This window comes from Roseobacter sinensis (assembly GCF_025755255.1).
In the GTDB taxonomy this organism is placed as follows: Bacteria; Pseudomonadota; Alphaproteobacteria; order Rhodobacterales; family Rhodobacteraceae; genus Roseobacter; species Roseobacter sinensis.
Map to the genome: position 1 here is coordinate 94,578 of NZ_JALIEB010000004.1, position 25,901 is coordinate 120,478.

Sequence of the window (25,901 nt, forward strand, 5' to 3'; positions counted from 1 at the left end):
TGGCACAAGCCTGGTCGCCGCCCCGACCTAGCGCGTTTCCGCAGATTTGACGGTCGATCCGGGGATCAGGCGGAATCCGATGTCGCGGCAGGCCTCTACCGGCTCGTCAGAGAGCCGTGCCAGCATCATCTCTGCCGCGACCTGCCCGAGCTTCAGATGTGGCACATGCACTGACGTCAGACGCCGCCGCATCACCGCTGCAACCGGCAGATCGCCCCAACCCGCCACACCGATGTCGTCGGGCACCCGCATGCCCTTGGCATCGCAGAACTGAAGACCGCCGAAGGCCATCGCGTCGTTCTGGTAGTAGATACACTCGATCCCCCGGGTCGATCCAAGAAGCTGCTCGGTGCCGTAATAGCCGGGATAGTAGGTCGCAGTGTCATGCAGGCAGAGCTGGCGGGCGACACTGCCGCCGCTGCCTTCGACGGCCTTGCAGAACCCATCGAGCCGCGCAGAGGCCGCGTTGGCCGTGTCATGCGACGTGCCGACGTAGCCGACCTTGCGATAGCCCCGGCTCACGATGAACCGGCCCATTTCGAACCCGCTGTCGAAGTGGTTGATCCCAACGCTCATATCCATCGGACTGGAGTTGAGATCCCAGATTTCGACGACCGGCACATTCGCATTCCGCAGCATGTCGAGCGCGCGCTTTGAGTGGTACCGACCGGTCAGGATCAGCCCCGCCGGCTGCCAGGACAGCACCGTCCGGATCCAGTTCTCCTCCTCGCGAAGCGTATGCTGTGTCAGCCCGAGGACGGATTGGTGACCGAAGGCGCCAAGTTTGCGGTCGATGCCCTCAAGCACTTGCGCGAAGACCTCGTTGCCGAGATCGGGGATCGAGACACCCACGAAGGTCGAGGTCTTGTCGCCGGCAAAGACGGTGGCCAGCCGATTCGGCAGATAGCCAAGCTCATCCACCTTTTCCATCACTGTGGCGCGGGTCCGCTCGGAATAGCCGCCTTCCCCACGCAGAACCCGGCTTGCCGTCATCTTGGACACACCCGCGGCCAGGGCGACCTCAGAAAGGCTTACCTTATTGGTTTTGCTTTTCTTTTCGCTCATGAGCTCGGATCTACGTTACGGGTAACTTCGGGCTTGACAGATTTCAGCGTTGGGACAAGCATTAGCGGAACGTTACGGGTAACTCAACTGTCCGGGCGTGGGAGGAGCTTAAGATGCAGAACCTGCAAGCGGGTCTGTTCTTCGACGGTATCGACAAACACTTCGGTGGGACCTACGCCCTGAAGGACGTGTCGCTTTCGGTCGGACGGGGCGAGATTGTGGCCCTGCTTGGTGAGAACGGGGCGGGGAAATCCACGCTGATCAAGGTGCTCGGGGGAATCCATACGCCCGACGCCGGGCGGGTGCTCATCGACGGCACACCCTACCAGCACCGGCCCGCCGGGTTCGGCGAACGGCAGAAGGTGGCCTTCATCCACCAGGATCTCGGCTTGATCGAGTGGATGACGGTTGCCGAGAACATCGCACTTGCCCTCGGATTTTCCAAGCGCAACGGGATGATCCGTTGGGGCGAGGTGGAGCGCTTCGCGACCGAAGCCCTCAAGAGGGTCGATTGCGACTTTGAGCCAACGACCCGCGTGGAAAACCTCAGCCGTACCGAGAAGTCGCTTGTGGCCATCGCCCGCGCGCTGGCGGTCGACAGCGAGTTTCTGGTGCTTGATGAGCCGACGGCCTCCTTGCCCGCCGACGAGGTCGGGCGCCTTTTTGCAGCGATCCGCCCGCTGCGGGACCGTGGCGTGGGGATGATCTACGTGAGCCACCGGCTCGACGAGATCTTCGAGATCGCGGATCGTGTGGCCGTTTTGCGCGATGGCGAAATGGTCGGTGTCCGCAGCATCGAGCACACCACCCCGGAGGAGCTTGTGCAGAAGATCGTGGGCCGCAAGACGCGCGAGACGGTGCGGGCCGAAGAGGCGCCCGGGGCCGAGATCCTCGCGCTGAAAGACTTTCGTGTCGGCGGGGTCGGGCCGTTCGACTTTTCCTTGCGGCAGAATGAAATCGTCGGGCTCGTCGGGCTGCGCGGCGCCGGGCACGAGGCGATCTCGCGCGCGCTCTTCGGGCTCAAGCCGTTCTCGGGCGAGGTTACGCTAGGTGGTGCCACGCCTGATCTGTCGACGCCACAAACCGCGATGACCTCGGGCATCGGTCTGGTCGCAAAGGACCGGACGGAGGAATCCGTCGCGATGAGCCTCAGCATCCGCGAGAACACCTTTCTCAACCCCGCGGGCCTCGGGCGCCCGCTGCTGAACATGCTGGCGCCGCGGGCCGAGGCGGAACAGGCCGCCATCATCGGTGCGGAACTGGGCCTGTCACCGAACGATCCCGAACTGGCGATCGAGGCGCTGTCGGGCGGAAACCAGCAAAAGGTTGTTCTGGGCAGGTGGCTGGCGACACGACGCACGCTGCTGCTCTGCGAAGATCCAACCGCGGGCGTCGATGTCGGCGCCAAATCCGAGATCTATGCGCTGCTCAACCGTGCGCTTGCGGATGGTGTTGGCATCCTCGTCGTCTCCACCGATTTCGAAGAAATCGCCACCATCTGTCACCGCGCCGTGGTGTTCAGCCAGGGCGCCATCGTGGACGAGCTGTCCGGCACCCGGCTCAGCACCGAAAACCTCATCCAGTCGGCCTCGGCTGGCAACATGACCAAGACAAAGGACACGCCCCATGCAATCGCTTGACTCGAATGCGCTTGAGCCGACGAAGGCCGAGTTGCGGGGGCTGCCGTTTGGCAAGCGGCTGATGCGGTTCCTGCCGGTCTACGGGCTGGTGATCCTGACGATCTTCCTGATCGGTCTGTTCTCGATCCTGCTGCCCAACACCTTCCCCACGATGTTGAACCTGCGTGCCATCGTAAGCGACAAGGCCATCATCGCGTTGTTGAGCCTTGGCGCGATGATCCCTATGGCTGCCGGCCGGATCGACCTGACGGTGGGGTACGGGATCGTGCTGTGGCACATCCTCGCGATCAGCCTCCAGACCCTGCTGGGCCTGCCCTGGCCGATTGCCGTGGCCATGGTGCTGCTGCTGGGGGCGCTGACCGGGTTCCTGAACGGTCTGCTCGTCGAGGTCGCGAAGATCGACAGCTTCATCGCAACGCTGGGCACGGGGACGGTGCTCTATGCCCTCGCGCTGTGGCACACCGGTGGCCGGCAGATGGTGGGCGTGCTGCCGGATGGGTTCTACGCACTGAACAACACCTTCGTCTTCGGCCTGCCGATCACCGGGTACTACTTGCTTGGGATCACCGTCGTGATGTGGCTGGTGCTCGAATACACACCCCTCGGCCGGTACCTCTATGCGATCGGGGCCAACCAGCGCGCCGCACAGCTGAACGGTATTCCGACGCGGAAATACGTGATCGGCGCCTTCGTGGCCTCAGGCACGATGACCGCGCTCGCAGGTGTTCTGCTGGCCGCGAAGCTGCGGATCGGGCAGGCGAGCGTCGGGCTGGAATTCCTGCTGCCTGCGCTTGTGGGTGCCTTTCTCGGCTCCACGACGATCAAGCCGGGCCGCGTGAACGTCTGGGGTACCATCGTGGGCGTCGCCATCCTTGCGGTGGGCATTTCCGGCATCCAGCAATTCGGCGGCTCCTTCTGGGTCGAGCCGCTCTTCAACGGGGTGACCCTGCTGATCGCCATCGGGATCGCAGGCTACGCACAGCGCCGAAAGGGAGCCGAGAAGCGCTGAACCAAGTCTTTTTGTTTCAAGGGAGGAAACCATGAAGAAGAGAACATTCCTGGCCGCACTGGCCGCAACCACAATGCTGACGGCGGCGCCGGGTCTGGCCGCCGACTGGGACGGTCCGACAACCGGGCCGGCGGCGGCGGAGGGCAAGTCGATCGTCGTGGTCGCGGGCGATCTTAAGAACGGCGGCATTCTCGGTGTGACCGAAGGTGTCGAAGAAGCCGCCGCGAGGATCGGCTGGGAGGTGCGGGTGCTCGATGGCGCCGGCTCCATCCAGGGGCGTACGGGTGCCATCGGCCAGGCACTGGCTTTGCAACCCGATGGGATCATCATCAACGGCTTCGATGCGGTTGAACAACAGGCGGCCCTGGAAGGCGTCGTATCCGCCAGCATCCCGATGGTCGCCTGGCACTCCGGCCCCAAGATCGGCTGCGACGCGCCGGGCGGGATCTTCGCCAATGTCTCCACCGACGCCATGACCGTGTCCGAAGTGGCGGCGAAATGGGCGCTGGAAGACGGCGGCGAGGAGATCGGCGTGGTGATCTTCACCGACAGCACCTACCAGATCGCGATCGACAAGGCGGACCGCCTGAAAGAGACGGTCGAGGCTGCGGGCGGAACGGTGCTGGAGTACGTTGACACTCCCATCGCCGATACATCGAGCCGGATGGGCCCGCTGACCACCAGCCTCCTGCAGAAGTACGGCGACAGCTGGACCCATGCGCTGGCGATCAACGACCTCTACTTCGACTTCATGGGCCCGTCGCTCGCCGCGGCAGGTCTTGCGCCGGAAAAGGGGCCGCAGGCGGGCTCGGCCGGGGATGGCTCGGAAGCGGCCTTCCAGCGGATTCGCTCGGGCGGCTATCAGGCGATCACGGTGGCGGAGCCGCTGAATCTGCAAGGCTGGCAGCTGGTGGATGAGCTGAACCGCGCGATCCAGGGCGAAGCTTGCTCGGGCTACGTCACCGCGCCTGCGCTGGTGACGGCGGAAGGTCTGGCTAAGCTGGGTGACGGCAATGCCTTCGATCCGGACATTCCCTACCGCGAAGCCTACGCCGAGATTTGGGGCAAGTAAGCTCCAACTCCCAGGGGGTCTCTGTCTGCGGATGGAGACCCTGCTCTTGCCCGACATCGCGGACCATGGGGCGCCGTGCGACTGAAATCCGATCAAGATCAAGGAGACACCCTTGTCTGACCCTCTTGTGAAAATGCGTGGGATCACCAAGCGCTTCGGCGGTGTGACCGCGCTGTCGAACGTCGATCTCGACGCCCATGCTGGCGAAGTTCTGGCCATCGTGGGAGACAACGGCGCGGGCAAGTCCACGCTCATCAAGGTGCTGACCGGCGTCTATCAACCCACCGAGGGCGAGATCTTCCTGGCCGGGCAGAAGGTGGATTTCGCGAGCCACGCCGAAGCCATCGAGATGGGCATCGACGCGGTCTATCAGACCCTCGCGCTGGCCGATCACCTCGACCCGGCCGCCAACATGTTCCTCGGAAACGAGCTCACCAAGACGGTCTTCGGTGTGCCCATGCTCGACAACAAGCGCATGCGCAGCGAGACCGAACGCGTGCTGATGGAGCGGCTCGGTGTGACGCTCAAGTCGCTCGACGCGCCGACCGAGAGCCTCTCCGGCGGGCAGCGGCAGGCCGTCGCCATCGCGCGCGCCGTCTACCACGAGGGGCTGCGTGTGCTGGTGATGGACGAGCCCACAGCCGCGCTCGGTCCGCAAGAGACCGCGCGAACCTTGAAACTGATCCAGACCCTGAAAGATCAGGGGCTCGCCGTGATCCTGATCAGCCATTCGCTCGACGATGTCTTTGCCGTCTCGGATCGCATCCATGTGCAGCGGCGCGGGCAATGCGTCGGGCGCGTGGTGACGGCCCAGAGCAACACGCAAGAGGTGCTCGGCCTGATCGTCGGCGCAGAGGAGGCCGCCTGATGACAACCGCAACCGCAAAAGCGCCGCTGACCGAGCGGCTGGAACCCTACATCGCGATCATCGGCCCGATGGTGATGATCCTGGCGATCCTGGTCTTCATGGGGATCGCCGAGCCTGCGCGGTACTTCCGCGCCACGAACCTGAACCTCATCCTGCTGGATGCAGCGCTCTACATGCCGATGGCGATGGCGATGACCTTCGTCATCACGCTGCGCGGCATCGATCTGTCAATCGGGTCGATTGCCGCGCTCTCCGGCATCCTGATGGCCTTTCTGATCAAGCAGTATGGCTTCTCGGTCTATGTCGCCGTGCCCATCGCGATCATGCTGGGGGCGCTCATGGGGCTGCTCAACGGGCTGATCATCACGCGCTTCAACGTACCCGATCTCATCGGCACCCTGGCGATGGATCTTGTCTATCGCGGCTTTGCGCTGGTGCTCGCCAAGGGGCTGGTTCTCGCGCGTTTTCCTGAGTTCCTGACGGAGATGGGGCGGGGCCAGATCCCCGGTTTCGTCCCGATCCCGGTGCTGATCGGGATCGCCACGATGATCGCGGGCTACGTGCTGCTCACCCGCACCTACTTTGGCCGCTACACCATTGCCATCGGGTCGAACCCCGAAGCAGCGGAGCTGACGGGTATCGCGGTGAACCGGCACAAGGTCTACGCCTATGTGCTCTGCGGGGCCTGTGCAGCGCTCGCGGGCGTGATGCTCACGGGCAAGCTCAACGCGATTCAGGCGACGTCCGCACCCTATTTCAACCTGCACGTCATTGCCGCGGTTGTCGTCGGTGGCACGTCGCTCTTTGGCGGGCGCGCCTCGATGCTGGGCTCTTTTGCGGGGGTGCTTCTGCTCAGCATGATGATCAACGCGCTGGTGACCCTGCGGATCGAGTTCTTCTGGCAATCGGTCGCGTCGGGCGTCGTGATCGTCAGCTCTGTCGCGCTCTATGCCTGGATGCAGAAGAAGGACCGTGACGGGGCAGGCGGCTGGCTGTCCGGCCTGCGCACGCCGGACGGGCAAAAGATGCTGCGCTTCAGCGCCGCTTTGCTGGGCATCCTGATCGCTTTGCTGGCGCTCGGGGCAATGCTCGCCGGTGATCCCAACCCAAGCGGATGACCGGCAGGACTCGCGGAGGTGCCCGCTGACGGGCGGCTCCGCACATTCTTTGAAAGGGAGGAACCATAATGAAACGATTGATGAGCACCACGCTCGTGGCGGGCCTGGCCTTGACGGGCGCAGCCCTTGCGCAAGGCCCGTTGCCGCTGAAGGAGCTGCCCGACATCGCCGAGCGCGACTATTGGGTGCCTGATGAGGTGAACGCGGACGGCAAGCTTGACGCGCTGCAAGAGGTTGTCGGCTCCGCTGCCCAGCCCTTCTCCGGCACGCAGGACGCGCCGATTCAGATCGCGCTGATCTACCCGTCGGCGGATACCTCGGACTTCTGGGCGCGCAACTATCTGGCGCTGACCAAGCGGCTCGACGAGCTCGGCATCACATACGAGACCACCGAGTTTGCCAGCCGCCAGATCGAGCACTCCTTGCAGTCGACCTATGCAAACCAGGTCGAGCAGGATGCGGATCTCTATGACTACGTCATCTTCGGCCCCTCCGAATTGGCCATTCAGGCCGACAACATCGACAAGCTGTCGGCCAATGACGGGTTCCGCACTTACGTCTGGGCGTTCCATACGCCGTTGAAGGACCTCACCAACCAGCCTGACGCGTGGTTCGATTTCTCCTCGGCTGCCGGTGCGTTGACCATGTGCGACTACATGATCGGCCGTCTGGGCGAAGGCATCACGATGGCGATGAACCGCGGGATCCCCGGCATCACCGACAACCAGCGTTCGGGTGATTTCAAAGCCTGCGTGGAAGAGAAAGCCGGCTGGACCACGGTCTATGAGCACTATGGCGAGTACCAGCGCGAAGGCGGCTTCGAGGGCACATCGCTGATCATGCAGGCCTATCCCGAGGCCACGATCATCCACAACGCCAATACGGCCATGGCCATGGGCTCGGTCGAGGCGCAGATCGCGATGGGCAAGGAGAAGGACATCTTCTCGACCGGCTGGGGCGGGACCGGGCTGGAGCTCGAAGCCATCCGCCGCGGTGAGCTCGACGCCACACCGATGCGGATGGGTGACGATGTGGGTGCTGCCACCGCCGAGGCGATCAAGGCCGATATGGAAGGGCGTGCCGACGAGCTTCCCTTCGTGTTCCTTGGCCGGATCACGGTGGCGCATGATCAGATGAGCCTGGAAGAAATCGACGCGCTGGAGCAGGAGGCCTTCCGCTTCTCCGGCGTGGGCGCGCTGGAGCGCTGAGTCACAGGTCGGGGCGTCGTATCCGCAGATGCCCCGACCTCGCCTTGCCACCTCTCACTCTGGCCGGGGTGTCCCGGCCGAGATTGACTTCAGATCCTGGTAGACGGTGGCGCGGCTGACGCCCACGGCCCGCGCGACTGCCTGTGCCGCGCGCTTGCGGTCGAAAATGCCCCGCCCCTGCAGTTCGGAGATCAGCGCCTTGCGGTCGCTATGGCGCAGATCTTTCAACAGGACGCCCTGCCGGGCGCACCATTCGGCGATGAACTGGTGCAAATCCTCCAGCCAGTCGTTGGCCAGTGGATGCGTGGCGGCCGTTGCAGGGATCGAGGTCAGCGCAGCCAGGAGCCCCTGTGCCCCTTCGAATTGAGAGACATCCATGTTCACGCACAGCAGCGCGTCGGGCGTGCCGCCTGCGTCTCGCAGAACCACGCTGATCGACTTGATCGCGCGGCCGTCCGGCAGAACCTTGCGGTAGGGCCCGTGCACATTTTCCGTCCAATCCGCGATGCCGAGCTCTTCGAGGTAGGATGGCTCGCCCACCTGCCGGCCCGACTGTGCGCCATCGATCGAGGCGATGGTTCCGGAGGGCAGATCATGCAGGATGACCTCGCAGAAGGGCGAGAAGAGCCGCGCGATCCCGCGGGCCGCGTCCACGACGCTCGCGTGCGTCGAACCGGACCGGCGCATCATGTGCCGGCGGCGATCACGGGCAGGATCGTGTCTCGGTCGAAATTCGCGCCGCAGAGGACGACCGCGCTGGCCAGCCCCGCATAGCGAGCCGGATCCAAACGCCATGGGGCAAGCGCCAGGCCGGCCGAGCCTTCCACCAGCATCTTTTCCTCCCACGCCAGGGCCCGCACACCGTCGGCGATCTGGTCTTCGGAACAGGTGACCCTCTCGTCGATGACTTCGGTGGCGAGGGGCAGCGTGAGTGTGCCCTCGTCGATCCCGCCGGCGCAGCCATCGGCCAGTGTCTCCTGGTGGCGCACCTCCACCACCCGACCTGCTCCGATGCTGGCATCAAGCGCGGCCGAGTTTGCCGTGCTGACGCCGACCACCCGGGTCTCTGGCGAAAAGGCTTTCAACACCGATCCGATCCCCGAGATCAGGCCGCCACCGCCCATCGAGATGAACACGACATCGAGCTTCGGCACCTGCTGGAGAAGCTCGAGCCCGATGGTGCCCTGACCGGCAATGACCGTTTCGTCATTGTAGGGCGAGACATAGATCTTTCCGTCGGTCTCGGCGAGGGCTCTCGCGTGCTGCTCGGCCAGCCCTGAATCGTCGGAGTGAAGGATCGTCCTTACTCCCAGCGCCTCGATCTTGTCGCGTTTTTCCCGTGCAACGGTGTGTGGCAGAACAACGCTCAACGCGTGGCCCGTTATCTGCGCTGCGGTGCTCAGCGCCAGCCCGTGGTTGCCGGATGACGCGGTGATGATCGGGGTGTCCGGGCCGAGCGCCGTCAGCTTGGACAGTGCGCCGCGAAACTTGAACGAACCGGTGCGCTGCAGGTTCTCGGCCTTGAAGACCAGCCCCGTGCCGTCGGTAAAGTGGCGCCGCGACGGAATGCAGGGCGTCTCGGCCAGGTAGGGGGCGATCCGGCGTTGCGCTGCCACGGACAGCGCGGCTTGCCGCAAGACGGAAGGCGATGGACTCATGGGCGATGACCTCTCAGGTCTGATCAGGAAAGGCTTAGCGAAACCTGGAAGATATGTCCATATCTGCACGATTCGTCCAGTGCGAGAGACATGCGACTCGAGCCCGGCCGGGCGTCGATCCGGCACGCAGCTATTGCGATTCGTGACCATCAGGCTATGTCGACACACGCGGCAATCTTGGGAGGACGACTGTGCCGGAAACGATAAGCGATCTCATTTCGGACCATGCGGGCGATGCCCCCGCGCTCGGCGCGCCCGATCGGGCGTGGCTGACATATGACGGCCTGCGCGACCTGTCGGCGACGGTCGGCGTATCACTCGCTGAGGCAGGCATCGGCACGGGTGACCGGGTGGCAATCGTGCTGCCGAACGGGCCGGAAATGGCCGCCGCCTTCTTCACCATCGCGCAATCTGCCGTGACCGCGCCGCTCAACCCCGCTTATCGCGAGGAGGAGTTCGCCTTCTATCTCGAGGATCTGAACGCCAAGGCAATCGTTCTTCTGGATGGAGACAATGGACCGGCCTGTGCTGCGGCCCAGAAGCTGGGCGTCGCCATCCTGAGGCTGGAGGCGGACGCGACAGCACCTGCGGGCAGCTTCCAGCTTCGTGCGGACGCCTCATCCACCGCGCGCGGCGGTCCGAAACCGGGTGCCGACGACATCGCGTTGATCCTGCACACCTCCGGGACGACCTCCCGGCCCAAGATCGTGCCGCTGTTGCAATCGAATGTGGCGGCTTCGGCGCGCAATATCGCGGCCTCCCTGGCGCTGACGGCGGAGGATCGGTGTCTCAACGTGATGCCGCTCTTTCACATCCACGGACTGGTTGCGGCCGTCTCCGCCACCTTCGCGTCGGGCGGGCAGGTCTGGTGCGCGCCCGGCTTCGATGCGCTCAAGTTCTTCGGCTGGATGCGCGATGCCGACCCCACATGGTACACCGCCGTGCCGACGATGCATCAGGCGATCCTGTCGCGTGCGGGGCGCAATACCGATGTGATCGAGGCTGCGCGGCTGCGCTTCCTGCGGTCCTCCTCCGCCTCATTGCCGGGCCCGGTGATGACCAAGCTGGCCGAAACCTTCGGCGCGCCGGTGATCGAAGGCTACGGCATGACCGAGGCCGCGCATCAGATGTGTTCCAACCCCCTGCCGCCGGGCGTGCAGAAGCCCGGCGCCGTCGGGCTGCCCGCCGGCCCCGAGGTGCGCATTGCACATGAGGCCGAGCCGCAGCTGCTCGACACTGCAGCAGTGGGCGAGGTGGTGATTTCGGGGCCGAACGTGACACCGGGCTACGAGAACAACCCGACCGCCAATGCCGGCGCCTTCTTCGAGGCGGAGGGCAAGCGCTGGTTCCGCACAGGCGACCAAGGGGCGTTCGATGCGGATGGCTATCTGGCGCTCACCGGGCGCCTGAAGGAGATCATAAACCGCGGCGGCGAGAAGGTCAGCCCGCTGGAGGTGGACGATGTGCTCTCTGCGCACCCAGATGTGGCCCAGGCGCTCACCTTCGCGGTTCCGCATGACAAGCTGGGCGAAGAGGTCGCCGCCGCCATCGTGCTGCGGGATGGGGCCGACATCGGCGAGCGCGCGATCCGGGACTTTGCCTCCGAACGGCTGGCTGATTTCAAGGTGCCGCGTAAGGTGGTGATCCTCGATGAGATCCCCAAGGGCGCCACGGGCAAGCTGCAACGCATCGGCCTGGCCGAGAAGCTCGGGCTGGTCAAGGAAGCGGCGTCATGAAGATCTGTATCTTCGGCGCGGGTGCCATCGGCGGCTACATGGGCGCGAAGCTCGCGCAAGCCGGGGCGGACGTCAGCCTCGTCGCCCGTGGCCCGCACTTGGCGGCGATGCAGTCCAACGGGCTCACGCTGATCGAAGAGAGCGGGCAGACCAACGTGCCCGTCACCGTCTCGGAAGACCCGAACGATCTGGGCCCGCAGGACTATGTGATCGTGACGCTGAAGGCGCATTCGGTGCCGCCGGTTGTGGACCGGATGCAGCCGCTGATCGGGCCGCAAACGACCGTCGTCTCGGGCGTGAACGGCGTGCCCTGGTGGTACTTTCACAAGATCGGCGGGCCGCTGGAAGGTACGCGCCTGGCTACTGTCGACCCGGGCGACGCGCAGTGGAACGGCTTCGGCCCCGACCGGGTATTGGGCTGCGTGGTCTATCCAGCCGCCGAGGTGAGCGAGCCGGGCGTGGTCAAGCACATAGAGGGCAATCGCTTCTCGCTGGGTGAACCGGACGGGTCGAAATCCGAGCGCGCGCTGGCGCTCTCGAAAGCCTTAAGCGCGGCCGGCCTGAAGGCACCGGTGCGGCCCAAGCTGCGCGACGAGATCTGGGTGAAGCTCTGGGGCAACCTGTCGTTCAACCCGATCTCGGCGCTCACCCATGCCACGCTGGACGTGCTCTGCACCGATCCCGGCACGCGTGAAGTCGCGCGGAACATGATGCTGGAAGCGCAGGAGATCGCCGAGAAGTTGGGCGTGAAGTTCCCCATCGACGTGGACCGGCGCATTCAGGGCGGCGCGGATGTGGGCGCGCATCGCACCTCGATGCTGCAGGACCTCGACGCCGGGCGGCCGATGGAGATCGACGCACTGGTGGGTTCGGTGCAGGAGTTGGGCCGGATCACCGACACGCCGACCCCGACCATCGACACCGTGCTCGGGCTGATCCAGCTGCGGGGGCGGGTTGCCGGCCTCTATACCTGATCTGCCGTGCGCCGCCGGCGGAGCAGTTTGAACGCGGGCAGGAAGATCAGGATCAGCGCGATCACCGTGATCGGCCCGGCGATGGGCCGGGTAAAGAAGATCGACGGATCGCCCGAGGACAGCAGCAGCGACTGGCGCAGGGTCGGCTCGGCGATAGGCCCGAGAACGATCGCGAGAACGGCGGGGGCCAGCGGATAGTCGAACTTGCGCAGGAAAAAGGCGCCGATCCCGAAAATTACCATGAGCCAGATGTCGAACATGTCGCGCGTGGCGGCATAGCCGCCGACGATGGAGAGCACGAAGATCATCGGAGCGAGCACCGTGAACGGCATCCGCAGCATCCAGATGAAAAGAGGTATGAAGGCGAGGTTGATCAGCACCGCCGCCGCATTCGACACATAGAAGGACCCGATCAGACCCCAGACGAACTCGGTCTCATCCACGAAGAGCCGCGGCCCGGGCACCAGCCCCCAGATCACCATGCCACCCAGTAGGATCGCGGTTGTGGGCGATCCGGGAATGCCGAGCGTCAGCATGGGCAGCATGGATCCGGTCGACGCGGAGTTGTTGGCGGCCTCGGGGGCTGCCACGCCATCGGGGTTGCCTTGCCCGAAGGTCTCGGGCTTGCGCGAGATCATCTTGGCCACCCCGTAGGACATGAGCGATCCCGGCGTTGCACCTGCCGCGGGTAGGACGCCGACGAAAAAGCCGAGGAAAGATCCGACGAAGGTGCCCTTCCAACCGCGTTTCGTGGCTTCCTTGGCGTCCGCGGCCATGCCCTTCACGGTCATTTTCGGGGTCGTCTTGCTCACCTCGCCGCGGGACTGCTCGATCGTCCAGAGCATCTCGCCGATCCCATAGACGCCGATGGCGAGCACCAGAAAGCCGATGCCCTGAAGAAAGCCGTTCATCTCGAAGAGAACGAGGCGGGGCGCGCCTGAAATCTGATCGAATCCGACCGCGCCGAGAACGAGGCCGAAACAGATTGAGAAGATCGTCTTCGGAATGTCATCGCCGCCCAGACCCACGAAGGTGGCGAAGGCCAGCAGCATCAGCGCAAACACCTCGGGCGGGCCGAAGGACAGTGCAACGGAGGCGAGGGCGGGCGCGAAGAGCGTGAAGAGCATATTGGCGATGGTGCCGCCGACGAAGGAGGCGAGTGCGGCTGTGACCAGCGCGAGGCTCGCCCGCCCTTGCCGCGCCAGGGGCCGCCCGTCGAAAGTGGTTGCCACCGCCGTAGAGGCGCCCGGAATGCCCAAGGTCACCGAGGAGATCGCCCCGCCGTACATCGCGCCATAGTAGATCGCGGCGAGAAAGATGATCGCCGAGTTGGGCGGAACCAGAAAGGTCACCGGCAGCAGGATCGCCACCCCGTTGACCGAACCCAGACCCGGCATGGCACCGATCAGCAGGCCCACGCTGACACCGATCACGATCATGGTGAGGTTCAGGGGCTGCAAGGCCAGCAGCATGCCGTCAGCGAGAAGCGCAAGGATGTCCATGATCAGCCGAGGTCCTTAACAAGCGGGGCGGTCAGTAGATGATCTCGTAGAGGATATCGAACACGGGGTCGGTGAACGGCATGCCTGTTGGCATGGTGATCCGCATCGCGCCCTCGAAGAAGAAGAAAAAGACCAGCGGTGTGATCAGCGCCAGCGCAAGGCTCAGGCCCCACCCGTGCCGTCCCAGATATTTGACGTAGTACAGCAGGAAGACCGCGACCGCCCCATACATCGAGATGATGTTGACGAGGCCGACAAATACCACGATGCCGCCACCCACCATGATCAGCATGCGCCAGCCATGCGCGTCCAGCACCGGCTCGGTTGATTGCGATGGCGGGCTGGTCCCGCGCCACCAGTTGAAGGCGATCATCCCACAGCACAACAGCATGATGAGCGACAGCCAAAACGGCCAGGCCCCGCCGCCGGGGCCTTGACCAGCGATGTAGCCCACCGGCAGCTCTGTGCTCTTCCACATCAGGTAGAGCGAGAAAAGGGCCAGAATGCCCGCGGTTACGATCTCGCCGTTACGCATCTGGCCCTCGTCTTCTTGTGGTCAAACTATGGCCGGCTTACTCGCCGAGGGCGGCCAGCAGCTTCTTGTGGTTCTCGACCTGAAGGCCCCAGTAGTCCTGCTGCTCTGCGGCGTTCATCCACAGCGGCGACAGGCTTTCGGACTCCAGATACCCCTGCCATTCTTCGCTTTCGAAGATCTGGGTGAAGACATCGCGGTAGTAGGCCGCGGCGTCCTCCGACATGCCCGGGGCACCCACAACCGCCCGTTGGTTATAGTACGAGAAATCGTGCCCTTTCTCCTTGATCGTTGGCACATCCGGATAGGCCGGCATGCGTTCGTCCGAGAAGGCAAGCAGCGGCACGAAGTCGCCGGCCTCGTAGAAACCCTTGGCTTCGGCGGGGTTGTTCACGGTCGCCATGATCTGCTTGCCTGCCAAATCCTTGGCGACGGCGCCGCCGCCGTCATAGGGGATGTATTTGATGTCGAGATCGAAGGCGTCGGACATATAGGCGATCACGATGGAATCCTCCTGACCCGCTCCGGTGCCGCCCATGACGAATTCACCGTTCATGGATTTCACTTCCTCGACGTATTCCTCGAAGGTCGTGATGCCAGAATCCTTATGCACCCAGAGCACGAAGGGGTCGACGCCCATCATGGCGATCGGTGTGAAGGTCTGGATATCGATGCCGAGGTTCGCCTGCCGCAGCGGCGTGGTGAAGAACGAGTTCAGCGTGACGAGGATCGTGTGGTCGGGGTCGTTTGTGCCGCTGACATGGATCAGAGCCTCGGCGCCAGAGCCGCCACCCTTGTTGTTGGGCACCAATGGCCGGTTTGTCAGGTCCTTCTTCTCGGCCACAGACTGAATGAAACGTGCAATCTGGTCGGCGCCGCCGCCCGGCCCGGCCATGATGGTGAAGTCGATCGGCTTTCTTGGCTGCCATCCGTCGGCAAAGGCAAACCCCGGCGCAGTGACCAGAAGACCGGCCGCAAGACCACCCAAAAGATGACGTTTCGTGACTCTCATATCAGCTCCTCCAATTTATCTTGTTGGGCCTGGCCTGTTGGCGCCAAACCCCTCCGCGCCACTGATGAGAAAGTAACTATCTTGCGCCATCCCGATTTCAACCATTATTTTATTGCGCTTGAGGTCTTAATGCGCCAGCACAACGGGAATGTCAGCTTGATCTACAACCTCTTGTGTATTTCCGCCAAAAAGAGTTTCGCGTTCGTGGCTCGCGCTATAGGCGCCCATCACCAGAAGGCCCGCGCCTGAGGCCTTCGCCTTGTCGAGCAAAACTGCCCCCGGTGACTGCGCATCGAAGCGCTGGATCTCAGCCGAGATGTTGCGCAGCTTGTAGTAGTCGACAAGCTCTTCCGCGGTGGCGCCGTGCGGCTCGCCGCTGCCGCCGGCGAGGATGACAACCGAGCCTGCAGCCGCAACAAGGTCCAGTGTGAGTGCCACGCTGCGCGACGCCTCAAGCGAGCCGTTCCAGGCAATGGCAACCCGGTCGCCGAAGTCGGTCGGGACCGCGCCGCCGGTCGGGCACATGAGAACCGGGCGCCCGGTCTGGAACAGCGCGGACTTGAGAGAGTTGGTGCCCAGGTTCCTGTCCCGGTCCGGCTTGGCCACGACGATCAGGTCAGCCAACCGGCCGTTGTGCTTGATCACATCCGCCATGCGCCCGTGCTCTTCGATGAATTCCACGGTTGTGACTGCCTCGGTCGCCGCCTTGGTCTCGTCCAGATCCAGCGTTTGGGCAAGCCTGTGCAGATCCTCGCGCAGAGCCTGCTCCTGCTGGTCGGCAAGTTCCTGGGCCTGCTTCATCATCGTCTTGCGGGCGAAGGAGGGCATTGGCACGCCATAGGGCATCAGGTCCTCCCCGCGCGCCCGGCAATGCGCGATAACGATGTGGGCCCGATGGTACTGCGCCAGTGTTGCGGCGTGCCTCAGGACTGTCTCGACCAGCCCATCTCCCCTCACGGGAACCAGTATCTTTCTCAACATCTTGCATGCCTTCCGGGCAAAAGTGGTTCAGCAGGTCGAGCCATCGGACACAACATACGTATGCGTACTCCCAATGCTCCGAAGGGACCCGAGGCGCACAAGATAGGCCATTCGCAGCAAAAGAGTACTGACCCGGACATATTATTGCGCAAACCGACCTTTGGATGGTAACAAAAATCAAGGGAGAATTGAGCAGTGGAACCCATAAGCCTTACGCTGGAGATGTCGGTGGTGCTCGGCCTGCTGGCATTTACGGTCTTCCTGTTTGTCTCCGAAATCGTCCGCATCGACTTGGCTGCGATCATGGTCATGGTGCTGCTCGGATTGCTCAGCCAGCTGCCTGCGCTGAGCTCTCTGGCCGATGTCAGCCGCCTTTTCGACGGTCTGGCCTCGAACGCGGTGGTGTCGATCATCGCAGTCATGATCATCGGTGCGGGGCTCGACAAGACCGGGCTGATGAGCAAGGTCGCCTCGGTCATTCTCAAGCATGGCGGCAAGACGGAAACGCGGATTATCCCGATCATCTCTGGAACCGTGGGGGTGATCTCATCTTTCATGCAGAACGTGGGTGCGGCCGCGCTCTTCCTGCCGGTGGTCAGCCGGATTTCGGTCCGGACGGAATTGCCCCTCAGCCGCCTGCTGATGCCCATGGGCTTCTGCGCCATTCTCGGCGGGACGATGACGATGGTGGGCTCCTCGCCGCTGATCCTGCTCAACGATTTGCTGCTGAGCGCGAACGAGGCGCTGCCCGAGGACCAGCAGATGGCGCCCTTCGGGCTGTTCTCGGTCACACCCGTCGGGATTTCGCTGGTGATCACGGGGATCCTCTATTTCGTCGTCTTCGGGCGCTGGGTGCTGCCCGCAGGCCGCAAGGAGGGCGAGGCGACCAGCGCAACCTCCCTGAAGGACTACCTCAAGAACATCTACGGGCTGAAAACGGACATCTTTGAAATCTCAGTACCCGAAGGCCACCCGTGCGTCGGCGAAACCTTCGACGACGTGATGCAGCGCTATCACGTCTATATCATTGGCAGCGCGTACCGGGGAAAGCGCTGGTTCGCGCCGGTCATCCAGACCCAGATCACCGCGCCCTGCCGGCTGGCGATCCTCGGACGCAAGAAGGTCATCGACCAGATGGTGGCCGAGGGCGGTTATGTTCTGCACCCGCAACTCGACGTCTTTGCCGAGGATTATGCCCCCACCAAATCCGGAGTGGCGGAGATGGTGATCCCGCCCGGCTCGTCCGTGATCGGCAAATGCGCGCATGATCTGGTGTTCCGCAAGACCTATGGTGCCAGCCTTCTGGCCATCCACCGTGACGAAGAGACCATGAGCTATGTGGAGACCGACGACCATGCGCCCACCGCCGTAGGCGAGGTGCCTTTTCACGCAGGCGACACGTTGGTCATTCACAGCACCTGGGAGGCGCTGACCCGGCTGACCCGCGACCGCGATTTCGTGGTGGTCACAACCAACTTCCCGCAGGAAGAGCTGCGTCCCAAGAAGGTGGGCTGGGCGCTCTTGTTCTTCATCATTTCGATCTCGCTGATCCTGTTTACGGATCTGCGGCTCTCGCTGTGCCTGCTCACCGGGGCGGTGGGCATGATCCTGACCGGTGTCCTCGATATCGACGACGCCTATGCGGCCGTCAGTTGGAGCACGGTGTTTCTGCTGGCCAGTCTGATCCCGCTGGGTCAGGCGGTGCAGACCACGGGCACCGCCGAGTGGATCGCACAGCAGATCCTGACCCTGCTCAACGGCTGGCCGCTCTGGTCCTTGCAGGCCGGGATTGCAGTGCTGGCCACCGCCTTCACCCTGATCATGTCGAATGTCGGGGCGACGGTGCTGCTGGTGCCGCTTGCGGTCTCCATTGCCGTTGCGGCGGGTGGCGATCCTGCGATCTTTGCGTTGACCGTTGCGATCTCCACGTCCAACTCCTTCCTGATCCCCACGCATCAAGTGAATGCGCTGATCATGGGGCCGGCCGGTTACAAGGTGACGGATTTCATGAAGAGCGGCGGGATCATGACGATCCTCTTCCTTGTCGTCTCGCTGCTGATGATGAACGTGGTGTTCTGAGTGAACCGCAATTGCCGCCAGCCGGATCGGGCTGGCGGCGGCATGCGCTACCGTACGCGACGCAGGCGCAGTGCGACGGTGGCCGCGAGGGTCATGAGCACCAGACCGGCGACGAGGCCAGCCGGCGAGGCGGTAGCGACCTCCGGCTCGTGGTGTGCGAGGGCCGGTGTGGCGACAAGCGCCAGAAGGAAGGAGAGGTGCTTCATGTGGTGTCCTTTCCGGAAGCAGGGTGGGTTTGGAGAAAACTGCGCAGGTCCGTGACCTGCTTTGCCTCGAGCGAGACATAGACGAAGCCCATGTTGGTGCGCTCGGTCACCATCTCGCCGGGGTAGGGCAGATAGCTCAGCTCGCGCGAGCCGAAGGACGGCGAGGCCGTGCCCACCTGCCATTCGGTGGTCAGGGTCACATCGACCAGCTTCATCGACGGCCCGCCCCCCGGCGCCTCGATCTCCAGCGGCACACCGGCGATGCGCAGATACGACATCTTGTCCTTCGCCGCGATGAACCCGTCGATGAACTGCTCGGTGAGCACCTGTAGGTCTGCCGCACCATCGGCCTCGTGCATATGGCTGTGCAGGTGGTCAGGATGGTCATGGTTGTGGCCGATATGTCCGGGCGCGTGATCATGTGGCATTGGACCACCTCTTTCCTTCAAATTCGCCATGGGGGATCTCGACCGGCTTATCGATGTGCCGCTTGTGCGCGCCCATCTTGCCTGCGGCGACCAGCGAGCCCAGCACATCGACGATCACCCGCGTGCCCATGAGGGCCGTGATCTCCGACTGGTCGTAGGGCGGGGCAACCTCAACCAGCTCCATGCCGCAGATGCCCTCGGCGGCCACTTTCGAGGCGAGCGCCAGCGCCTCGCGCGGCAGGAAGCCGCCGGGTTCGGGCCAACCGGTGCCCGGTACAAAGCCGCAGTCGATGCTGTCGATATCGAAGGACATATAGACCATGTCGACCCCGTCCCAGGCCATCTCCAGCGCCATCTCGGCGGTCTTGTCGACGCCCATCTTCTCCATGTCGCCCATGGTGATGATGTTGGTCTCGCGCTCGCGGGCGACCTTCACCGCCTCGCGCGGGACTTGCCAGCCGCCGATGCCCACCTGCACGAGGTTCTTCGCGGGCACATTGGGCAGGTTGGTGGAGTGGAACCATGGCGTCGTATGCATCCGCTCGTCCAGATCCTTCTCCTGAATGTCCGCATGGCGGTCGAAATGTACGATCCCGATCTTCTTCGAGGTGCATTCAGCGATGCCGCGCACGCAGGGAAAACCGATGGAATGGTCGCCCCCGATCATGATCGGCAAAGACCCCGACGACGCGACGTGGCTGACCGCACGGCTGATCTGATCAAAGGTCTTCTCGATATTGGCTGGGATGGTGAAGACATCGCCTGCATCGCAGAGCGTCATCTGCTCGCGCAGGTCGATGCCCATTTCGTAGTTGTAGGGCGTGTAGAGCGCCGAGATCTTGCGCACGCCCTGCGGCCCGAACCGCGTGCCCGCGCGGTAGGTCGTGCCGCCGTCAAAGGGGATGCCCAGCACCGTGGCGTCATAGTCCTTCACCTCCGTCACGTCCTCGGCGTAAGGCGCCTTGAGAAAGGTGTTGATCCCGGCGTAATGCGGCAACTCGCCCCGCGCGAAGGTAGGGATCGACTTGTCCTCGATGCTGTCTGCGCCGGTCAGCCCCATGCGCAGCGCCCACTTCTTCTCCTGCTCCCAGCCGCTTTCGGGGATATCGCCCTCGGCCTGCATCGCCTTCCAGCCGCGCAGCTTGGTCAGGTCCGGGTGGTGGCGGTGCGCTTCGCGGCGCCTCTGGTCGGCCGGGTGGTGCGAGCGCGAGCGCTCACGCGGGGTGCAGAACATGGGTGTCCTCCTTGATGGTTTGGAACGGGATGCCGCCATCGCGGGCGTCGAAGTCGTAGGTGATCGTGGCCCCATAGAGGTTGGGGTCATGCGGGTCCCAGCGCGGCTTGTCGAAGACCAGAACCCGGTCGCCGAGCTTGAAGGCCTCTTCAAGGTCATGGGTGACCATGAAGACCGTCATGCCCGTCTCCGCCCGCAGGTCCTGCAGGAAGTCGTGCATCGACAGTCGCGTTCCGGGATCGAGTGCGCCGAAGGGTTCGTCGAGCAGCAGTACGCGGGGCTTTGCGGTCAGCGCCTGCCCGATGGCCAGCCTCTGCTGCATGCCCCCGGAGAGCGTGGCGGGATACTGATCCGCCACATGGTCGAGCCCGATGCGGGTGAGGGTCTCATCGGCGCGGGTCTGCGCCTCTGTGCGGGCCGCGCCGAAGAACCGGCCCCAGGGGCTGCGGAAGCTTTCGCCTGCAACGATGTTTTCGCGCACGGTCATATGCGGAAAGACGGAATAGCGCTGAAACACAATTCCCCGGTCGAGCCCCGGCTCGCGCGCCGGTTCTGCGCCTGCGATGCGAATCTCGCCCCGCGTCGGCCGTTCCTGCGCCAGCAGCAGCCGCAGGAAGGTAGACTTGCCACAGCCCGAGGCCCCGACAATGGAGACAAACTCGCCTTCGTCCGCCTCCATGTTGACCCGTTCGATGATCGAGCGCCGACCATAGGTCTGAAAGATGTTTTGAACGGTGACGAAGCTCACAAGCCCTCCTCCGCCCAGGGGAAGAACCGTCGTGAGAGCCAGCGCAGGGCCCAGTCGATCAGGAAGGCGAGCAGGGTGATCCAGATGACGTACGTCAGGATCACATCCATCGCGAGATAGCGGCGGACAAGGAAGATGCGGTAGCCGAGGCCAAGGTCCGAGGCGATGGCCTCGGCGGCGATCAGGAAGAGCCACGCGGGGCCCAGCGAAAGGCGCACGGCAAGGATCAGGCGCGGCATCAGCTGCGGAAGGGCCACGCGCAGGGCGATGACCCAGCTGGAGGCGCCGAGCGTCTGCGCCTTAACGATCATCTCCTGAGGCACCTCGATCACACGCTGGCTGAGGTCGCGGATCAGAAACGGCAGGGTGCCCACCACGATCAGCACGACCTTCGACAGTTCGCCGAGGCCGAAGACGATGAAGAGGATCGGCAGCAGGGCAAGCGGCGGGATCATCGAGAGGACGGCCACGAATTGTGCCAGAAAGCTGCGCATCAGGGGCAAGAGGCCGATGGCCAGCCCGAAGACCAGCCCGATGAAGGCCGAGATGCCGATGCCGAGCGCCAGCCGTTGCAGACTGGCCCAGGTGTCATGCCAGAAGAGGATGCGCCCGCTGCGCCGGTCTGCTTCCGTGATCAGCCGCACCGCCGTGTCCCAGACCGTGCTGGGCGCGGGCAGCAGCTTGTCGGACGGGTTCGCGGCCAGCCGGATCTCCGAGCCGATGGCATAGGCCACGACCACTGCCGCGAAGGGCAGGAGCATGAGGAACACCGCAAGCGGCCGGCTCGGTTTGATATTGATCAGGCGCATCGGAGCAAGAGGCCCCGGATCAAGTCCGGGGCGCGTTCTTACAGGCTGCCGTCGGCGGCCATTTGCATGTATGTGGTGTCAAAGCGGAACATCACGTTGTTCTCATCTCCGGTCACACTGCCATCGGGGTAGGCGACGCCGACGAAATCAGCCGAAGGCGCGCCTTCGCCAAGGATGCCCTTGTCAAAGAGGAACTCGGCCACGCTGACCATGGTCTTCGGCAAATCGGCGCTGGAGGCGAAAGCCACAGCATCCGCCGGGTCGTAGAACATCTCGGTCGAGGCGAGCTGCGCCTTATAGCCTGCAAGGTCGGTGCCGGATGCCTCGGCCATCGCCGTCAGCACCTCTTCGTCGCCTGCGGCCATCAGCCCCATGACCTCATACCAGGCCCCCGCCATCGCCTTGCCGAAATCCGGGTTCGCCTCCAGCGTTTCGGTGTTCACGACCATCAGGTCGATGATCTCGCCAGGGATGTCGGAGCTGTCAAAAAGCTTGGTGGCGGTTGGATCTTCGAGGATCGAGGACACCAGCGGGTTCCACGTCACCACCGCCTGCACGTCGTCGGTGGAGAAGGCCGCGATCATATCTGCATCGGAGGTGTTGATCACCCCGCCCAGATCGGCCTCGGAGAGCCCGACACTGTCGAGCCCCCGCGCCAGCAGGTAATGCGAGACGGATAGTTCCACCAGGTTCACCGGCTTGTCAGCAAGGCTGGTCAGATCGCCGTCGCCCTTCAGGATCACCGCGTCATTGCCGTCGGAGTAGTCACCCACGATCAGCGCCGTGGTGTCCACACCGCCGCCTGCGGGGATCGAGAGCGTGTCCATATTGGTGGCCGAAACCCCATCGAACTGGCCCGCCGTATATTGGTTGATCGACTCGATATAGTCGTTGATCTGAACGATCTCGACGTCGATCCCGTATTTGTCGGCCCATTTATCCATGATGCCGCTCTCTTCCAGATAGCCCCAGGGCATCCAGCCCACGTAGATCGACCAGGCCACCTTGAACTCGGTCTTTTCCTGCGCGAAGGCGCCCGTGCTCAGGCACAGGGCGACTGCGGTCAATGCTGTCAGTTTCTTCATTTTCGGTCCCCATTGGTTCTTGTCGAATGGAATGACCGCGTGGAGGGCATGAGCGGAGCGCGGGTCAAACCAGCGCAGTAGCCTCCCGGGATTTTGCCCCGCCGTGTACTGCCCGGTCTGTCGCCGGACAGCGATATCTCTCGGACCTGGCCTTCACGGCGAAGCGGAACCCTAGATATCCTGCACTCTCGATCAAAGTCCGCTTTGGCGGGTCGCGCCATGGAAAACTGGGCTCCCAGAGTTGTTCCCGGCGCTGTCTGCCTAAAAAATGAGCAGATCGTCCTGGGTCACGCGACGGTCTGCCACTGACCCGAGAATCCGCGGACGTCTTCCGCCGGTCGTGTCGACCGTCAGTATTCGTGCAGCCCGTCGAAATCCGCCTTGCCCAGATCGAGCCCGGCGACACGCAGAGCGGCATAGGCCATCGACATGTGAAATATCATATTCGGCAGCGCGAAGCGGAGAACATAATCATCCGGCTCCTGCGTAAGCGACGCATCGCCGGCAGTATGGGACACGACATAGCAGAGCTGATCCGGCGTGATCCGACCGACCAGCGCGGCGATGTCGCGCTGATAGGCAAGAAGGCTTGGGACGCTCAATACGTCAGGGATCTCGGGCACATGCACACCGGCAGGCGGGCCTGCCGCGCGCGCAGCGAATTGGATCGCGATGGCGAGATGGGTGCCGGTGTCGAAGCTGTCGGGCGCAAGCTGCGTGCTCAACATGTCTTCAGGATTTGCGGCGCCGCCGATCCGCTGCAGCAGATGCACACAGCGGTCCAGATAGTGCTGAAGGGTGCGCAGCGCGGGCGCGGCGAAATCGGCTGGCATCTGCAACCTGTCGTGTGGCGGCCAATCGGAGGCTCCAATCTCTCACGATTGCTGCTCTCCGACAACGGCATAGAACGGCCACGGCGTCAGGCAGCCGATGCTGCCTGACAGGCGCGCCATTCCGCTCAGAGTGAGATACGGAACCGCGCAAAGCCATCCGGGCCGTCGCCCGCGGGCTCGATCTCTGCATTCACCTGGTCGAGATAGGCTTTGGCGGCGGGTCCGGTATCGAAGAGCACCGTTGTGCCCTCCATCGGCGCGAAGGACCAGTTGCTGTCCGCGCGCGGGCTGATCGTGCCTTGCTCGACGATGTAGCGCACGATCACGTCCCGGTTGGTGTCCGGTCCTTCGAAGATCACGGTTTCCGGCGTCGCTCCGGGGAAGTTGCCGCCGCCGCCGGCACGGTAGTTGTTGGTGGCCACGATGAACTCCGCGTCCAAGTCCAGCGGCGCGCCGTTATAGGTCAGGTTCACGATGCGATTGGCCGAGGCGTCCAGAAGCTCACCCTTCGGGTCGTACTTCGAGGGCTGCGAGAGGTCGATCTGATACGCGACCCCGTCGATCACGTCGAAGTTGTAGCTCGGGAACGAGGGGTTGATCAGCATCGCATCCAGCGCGCCTGGGCTGACCCGGTTGAAGATGCCGGCCGACCGCTCCAGCCAGTCCTTGACCTGTTGCCCGGTGATGCGCACAGCGCGCGCCGTGTTGGGATAAAGATAGAGGTCCGCCACGTTCTTGATCGCCACATCGCCTGCGGGCACGTCGGTAAAATACTCTGGCCCGCCACGGCCCCCAGCCTTGAAGGGGGCCGCCGCCGAGAGGATGGGCAGCCCTTCATGCTCGGTGCCCTTCAGCATCTGCTCAATGTACCAGAGCTGCGCGATGGAGACGATCTGTACCGAGGGGTCGTCGGCGACCAGCGCGAAATAGCTGTGCAGCGGCGCATCGGTCTTGCCCACCGCGCGGCGGACGTAAGTGAGCGTCTCGTCATGGTCGGTCTGTACCGAGGCGAGGACTGTCTCGTCGCTCTCGACCAGCGCGGTCACGCTGCGGTCTTCGTTGCGCTTCGAGATCGGCCGCGCTTCGGAGGTGGCCGAGACGACACGCCATTCGTTGCCATCCTTCTCGATCAGCAGGTCGATGAGCCCCATGTGGCTGCCCCAGAAGCCGCCCATCGTGGCCGGCGTGCCCATCACGGTCCCGGCGCCTACATCGACGCCCGCAAAGCCGTCGTACTCGGGCGAGGGGAAGACGAGGTGGCTGTGCCCGGTGAGGATCGCGTCCACGCCCTCCAGACCCGCCAGCGGCACAGCCGCGTTTTCCATGCCTTCGGTCGCATTTGGCGAGCCGATGCCGGAATGCGACAGCACGACGATGATATCGGCGCCCGCTTCCTTCATCTGGGGCAGGTAGGCTTGCGCGCTCTCCAGGATGTCGCGCGCCTGCACCTTGCCGTCCAAGTGCCGACGGTCCCAGGTCATGATCTGCGGCGGCACGAAGCCGATCAACCCGACCTTGATCGGGTGCTCTGTGCCCGCGCCATCCGTGACCGTGTGGTCGAGGATCACGTAAGGCGGGATCAGCGTCTTGTCCTGGGTCGGGTCGCTGCCCAGTTCCAGCGCCACATTCGCGCAGACCACCGGGAAGTTGGCGCCCGCGAGAGACTTCATCAGGAAGTCGAGCCCGTAGTTGAATTCGTGATTGCCGAGCGTGGATGCATCGAAGCCAAGCGTGTTCATCGCCTGGATGATCGGGTGCATGTCGCCCTCTTTCATCCCGCGCTCGTACGCGATGTAGTCGCCCATCGGGTTGCCCTGGAGGAAGTCGCCATTGTCGATCAGCAGCGCGTTTGAGGCTTCGTTGCGAATGTCCTGGATCAGCGCGGCCGTGCGCGCCAGACCGACGGTATCGACGGGTTTGTCGCTGTAGTAATCGTAGGGAAACACGTGCACATGCAGGTCGGTGGTCTCCATGATGCGCAAATGTGCCTGACCGGCAGCGGCATTGGCAGAGAACGGGTGCAGCGCGATGAAGCCTGCGGTGCCGGCAAGAAAGCCGCGGCGGCTGAGGGATATCGACATGATCGGTCCTTTGGGTCTGTCGT

The 25,901-nt window shown here is 63.8% G+C and carries 24 protein-coding genes and 1 riboswitch; of the genes, 9 read left to right on the forward strand and 15 right to left on the reverse strand.

Annotation, left to right across the window (positions count from 1 at the left end; all coding sequences use genetic code 11):
- Nucleotides 1–27 precede the first annotated feature (27 nt).
- On the reverse strand, nucleotides 28–1,065 hold the full coding sequence (locus MUB52_RS07800; protein WP_263843647.1) for a LacI family DNA-binding transcriptional regulator: 1,038 nt from the start codon (nucleotides 1,063–1,065) through the stop codon (nucleotides 28–30).
- A gap of 113 nt (nucleotides 1,066–1,178) precedes the next feature.
- Here MUB52_RS07800 and MUB52_RS07805 point away from each other — a divergent pair, with 113 nt between their 5' ends.
- The 6 genes from MUB52_RS07805 (at nucleotide 1,179) to MUB52_RS07830 (ending at nucleotide 7,980) form a co-directional block, all read left to right on the forward strand.
- A complete protein-coding gene (locus MUB52_RS07805) occupies nucleotides 1,179–2,705 on the forward strand; it encodes a sugar ABC transporter ATP-binding protein (protein ID WP_263843648.1) in 1,527 nt (508 codons plus the stop codon).
- Complete coding sequence (locus MUB52_RS07810) at nucleotides 2,692–3,714, forward strand: ABC transporter permease (protein WP_263843649.1); 1,023 nt, start codon at nucleotides 2,692–2,694, stop codon at nucleotides 3,712–3,714. The genes MUB52_RS07805 and MUB52_RS07810 overlap by 14 nt, the downstream gene beginning before the upstream one ends.
- 31 nt (nucleotides 3,715–3,745) lie before the next feature.
- Nucleotides 3,746–4,786 carry a substrate-binding domain-containing protein gene (locus MUB52_RS07815; protein ID WP_263843650.1) on the forward strand — a complete coding sequence of 347 codons (1,041 nt, stop codon included), beginning with the start codon at nucleotides 3,746–3,748 and terminating at the stop codon, nucleotides 4,784–4,786.
- A 112-nt stretch (nucleotides 4,787–4,898) separates the two neighbouring features.
- Nucleotides 4,899–5,654 (forward strand): ATP-binding cassette domain-containing protein, encoded by a 756-nt coding sequence (locus tag MUB52_RS07820; RefSeq protein ID WP_263843651.1) that lies wholly within the window; start codon nucleotides 4,899–4,901, stop codon nucleotides 5,652–5,654.
- Nucleotides 5,654–6,772: an ABC transporter permease gene (locus MUB52_RS07825; protein ID WP_263843652.1), complete on the forward strand. Its 1,119-nt coding sequence runs from the start codon at nucleotides 5,654–5,656 to the stop codon at nucleotides 6,770–6,772. Before MUB52_RS07820 ends, MUB52_RS07825 begins: the two co-directional genes overlap by 1 nt.
- Nucleotides 6,773–6,840: 68 nt before the next feature.
- On the forward strand, nucleotides 6,841–7,980 hold the full coding sequence (locus MUB52_RS07830) for a substrate-binding domain-containing protein (RefSeq protein WP_263843653.1): 1,140 nt from the start codon (nucleotides 6,841–6,843) through the stop codon (nucleotides 7,978–7,980).
- Between the two features lie 54 nt (nucleotides 7,981–8,034).
- Here the strand turns inward: MUB52_RS07830 and MUB52_RS07835 are convergent, their stop codons facing one another.
- Both MUB52_RS07835 and MUB52_RS07840 read right to left on the reverse strand, forming a co-directional pair.
- A complete protein-coding gene (locus MUB52_RS07835) occupies nucleotides 8,035–8,670 on the reverse strand; it encodes a helix-turn-helix transcriptional regulator (protein ID WP_263843654.1) in 636 nt (211 codons plus the stop codon).
- Nucleotides 8,667–9,638 carry a pyridoxal-phosphate dependent enzyme gene (locus MUB52_RS07840; protein ID WP_263843655.1) on the reverse strand — a complete coding sequence of 324 codons (972 nt, stop codon included), beginning with the start codon at nucleotides 9,636–9,638 and terminating at the stop codon, nucleotides 8,667–8,669. The genes MUB52_RS07835 and MUB52_RS07840 overlap by 4 nt, the downstream gene beginning before the upstream one ends.
- A 191-nt stretch (nucleotides 9,639–9,829) precedes the next feature.
- On the opposite strand from MUB52_RS07840, the gene MUB52_RS07845 reads away from it, so the two are divergent.
- A complete protein-coding gene (locus MUB52_RS07845) occupies nucleotides 9,830–11,374 on the forward strand; it encodes an acyl--CoA ligase (protein ID WP_263843656.1) in 1,545 nt (514 codons plus the stop codon).
- On the forward strand, nucleotides 11,371–12,348 hold the full coding sequence (locus tag MUB52_RS07850) for a 2-dehydropantoate 2-reductase (protein WP_263843657.1): 978 nt from the start codon (nucleotides 11,371–11,373) through the stop codon (nucleotides 12,346–12,348). The genes MUB52_RS07845 and MUB52_RS07850 overlap by 4 nt, the downstream gene beginning before the upstream one ends.
- Here the strand turns inward: MUB52_RS07850 and MUB52_RS07855 are convergent.
- The 4 genes from MUB52_RS07855 to MUB52_RS07870 all read right to left on the reverse strand — a co-directional run bounded on the left by MUB52_RS07855 (nucleotide 12,339) and on the right by MUB52_RS07870 (nucleotide 16,375).
- Nucleotides 12,339–13,850, reverse strand: coding sequence for a tripartite tricarboxylate transporter permease (locus MUB52_RS07855; RefSeq protein ID WP_263843658.1), 1,512 nt, complete (start codon nucleotides 13,848–13,850; stop codon nucleotides 12,339–12,341). The two genes, MUB52_RS07850 and MUB52_RS07855, sit on opposite strands and share 10 nt — an antisense overlap.
- 31 nt (nucleotides 13,851–13,881) lie before the next feature.
- Entirely contained in the window at nucleotides 13,882–14,385 is a 504-nt protein-coding gene (locus MUB52_RS07860; protein WP_263843659.1) for a tripartite tricarboxylate transporter TctB family protein, read from the reverse strand.
- Between the two features lie 37 nt (nucleotides 14,386–14,422).
- Nucleotides 14,423–15,394, reverse strand: coding sequence for a Bug family tripartite tricarboxylate transporter substrate binding protein (locus tag MUB52_RS07865; RefSeq protein WP_263843660.1), 972 nt, complete (start codon nucleotides 15,392–15,394; stop codon nucleotides 14,423–14,425).
- 126 nt (nucleotides 15,395–15,520) lie between these two features.
- Nucleotides 15,521–16,375 (reverse strand): universal stress protein, encoded by an 855-nt coding sequence (locus MUB52_RS07870; RefSeq protein ID WP_263843661.1) that lies wholly within the window; start codon nucleotides 16,373–16,375, stop codon nucleotides 15,521–15,523.
- A 195-nt stretch (nucleotides 16,376–16,570) separates the two neighbouring features.
- Between MUB52_RS07870 and MUB52_RS07875 the strand changes: the two genes are divergently transcribed.
- Nucleotides 16,571–18,454, forward strand: coding sequence for an SLC13 family permease (locus tag MUB52_RS07875; RefSeq protein ID WP_263843662.1), 1,884 nt, complete (start codon nucleotides 16,571–16,573; stop codon nucleotides 18,452–18,454).
- 47 nt (nucleotides 18,455–18,501) lie between these two features.
- On the opposite strand, the gene MUB52_RS07880 is transcribed toward MUB52_RS07875, so the two are convergent.
- The 8 genes from MUB52_RS07880 to MUB52_RS07915 all read right to left on the reverse strand — a co-directional run bounded on the left by MUB52_RS07880 (nucleotide 18,502) and on the right by MUB52_RS07915 (nucleotide 25,878).
- Nucleotides 18,502–18,660 carry a hypothetical protein gene (locus MUB52_RS07880; protein ID WP_263843663.1) on the reverse strand — a complete coding sequence of 53 codons (159 nt, stop codon included), beginning with the start codon at nucleotides 18,658–18,660 and terminating at the stop codon, nucleotides 18,502–18,504.
- Nucleotides 18,657–19,088 (reverse strand): hypothetical protein, encoded by a 432-nt coding sequence (locus MUB52_RS07885; RefSeq protein ID WP_263843664.1) that lies wholly within the window; start codon nucleotides 19,086–19,088, stop codon nucleotides 18,657–18,659. The genes MUB52_RS07880 and MUB52_RS07885 overlap by 4 nt, the downstream gene beginning before the upstream one ends.
- A complete protein-coding gene (locus MUB52_RS07890; RefSeq protein WP_263843665.1) occupies nucleotides 19,078–20,322 on the reverse strand; it encodes an agmatinase family protein in 1,245 nt (414 codons plus the stop codon). Before MUB52_RS07890 ends, MUB52_RS07885 begins: the two co-directional genes overlap by 11 nt.
- Entirely contained in the window at nucleotides 20,303–21,070 is a 768-nt protein-coding gene (locus MUB52_RS07895) for an ATP-binding cassette domain-containing protein (protein WP_263843666.1), read from the reverse strand. Before MUB52_RS07895 ends, MUB52_RS07890 begins: the two co-directional genes overlap by 20 nt.
- Nucleotides 21,067–21,831: an ABC transporter permease gene (locus MUB52_RS07900; RefSeq protein ID WP_263843667.1), complete on the reverse strand. Its 765-nt coding sequence runs from the start codon at nucleotides 21,829–21,831 to the stop codon at nucleotides 21,067–21,069. The genes MUB52_RS07895 and MUB52_RS07900 overlap by 4 nt, the downstream gene beginning before the upstream one ends.
- Nucleotides 21,832–21,917: 86 nt before the next feature.
- The gene (locus MUB52_RS07905; protein ID WP_263843668.1) at nucleotides 21,918–22,964 is read right to left on the reverse strand and encodes a putative urea ABC transporter substrate-binding protein; all 1,047 of its coding nucleotides are present in this window, start codon (nucleotides 22,962–22,964) and stop codon (nucleotides 21,918–21,920) included.
- Nucleotides 22,965–23,044: 80 nt separating this feature from the next.
- Nucleotides 23,045–23,150: riboswitch (guanidine-I (ykkC/yxkD leader) on the reverse strand.
- Nucleotides 23,151–23,314: 164 nt separating this feature from the next.
- Nucleotides 23,315–23,797 carry a DUF1993 domain-containing protein gene (locus MUB52_RS07910; protein WP_263843669.1) on the reverse strand — a complete coding sequence of 161 codons (483 nt, stop codon included), beginning with the start codon at nucleotides 23,795–23,797 and terminating at the stop codon, nucleotides 23,315–23,317.
- 125 nt (nucleotides 23,798–23,922) lie between these two features.
- Complete coding sequence (locus tag MUB52_RS07915; RefSeq protein WP_263843670.1) at nucleotides 23,923–25,878, reverse strand: bifunctional 2',3'-cyclic-nucleotide 2'-phosphodiesterase/3'-nucleotidase; 1,956 nt, start codon at nucleotides 25,876–25,878, stop codon at nucleotides 23,923–23,925.
- Between the last annotated feature and the right edge of the window lie 23 nt (nucleotides 25,879–25,901).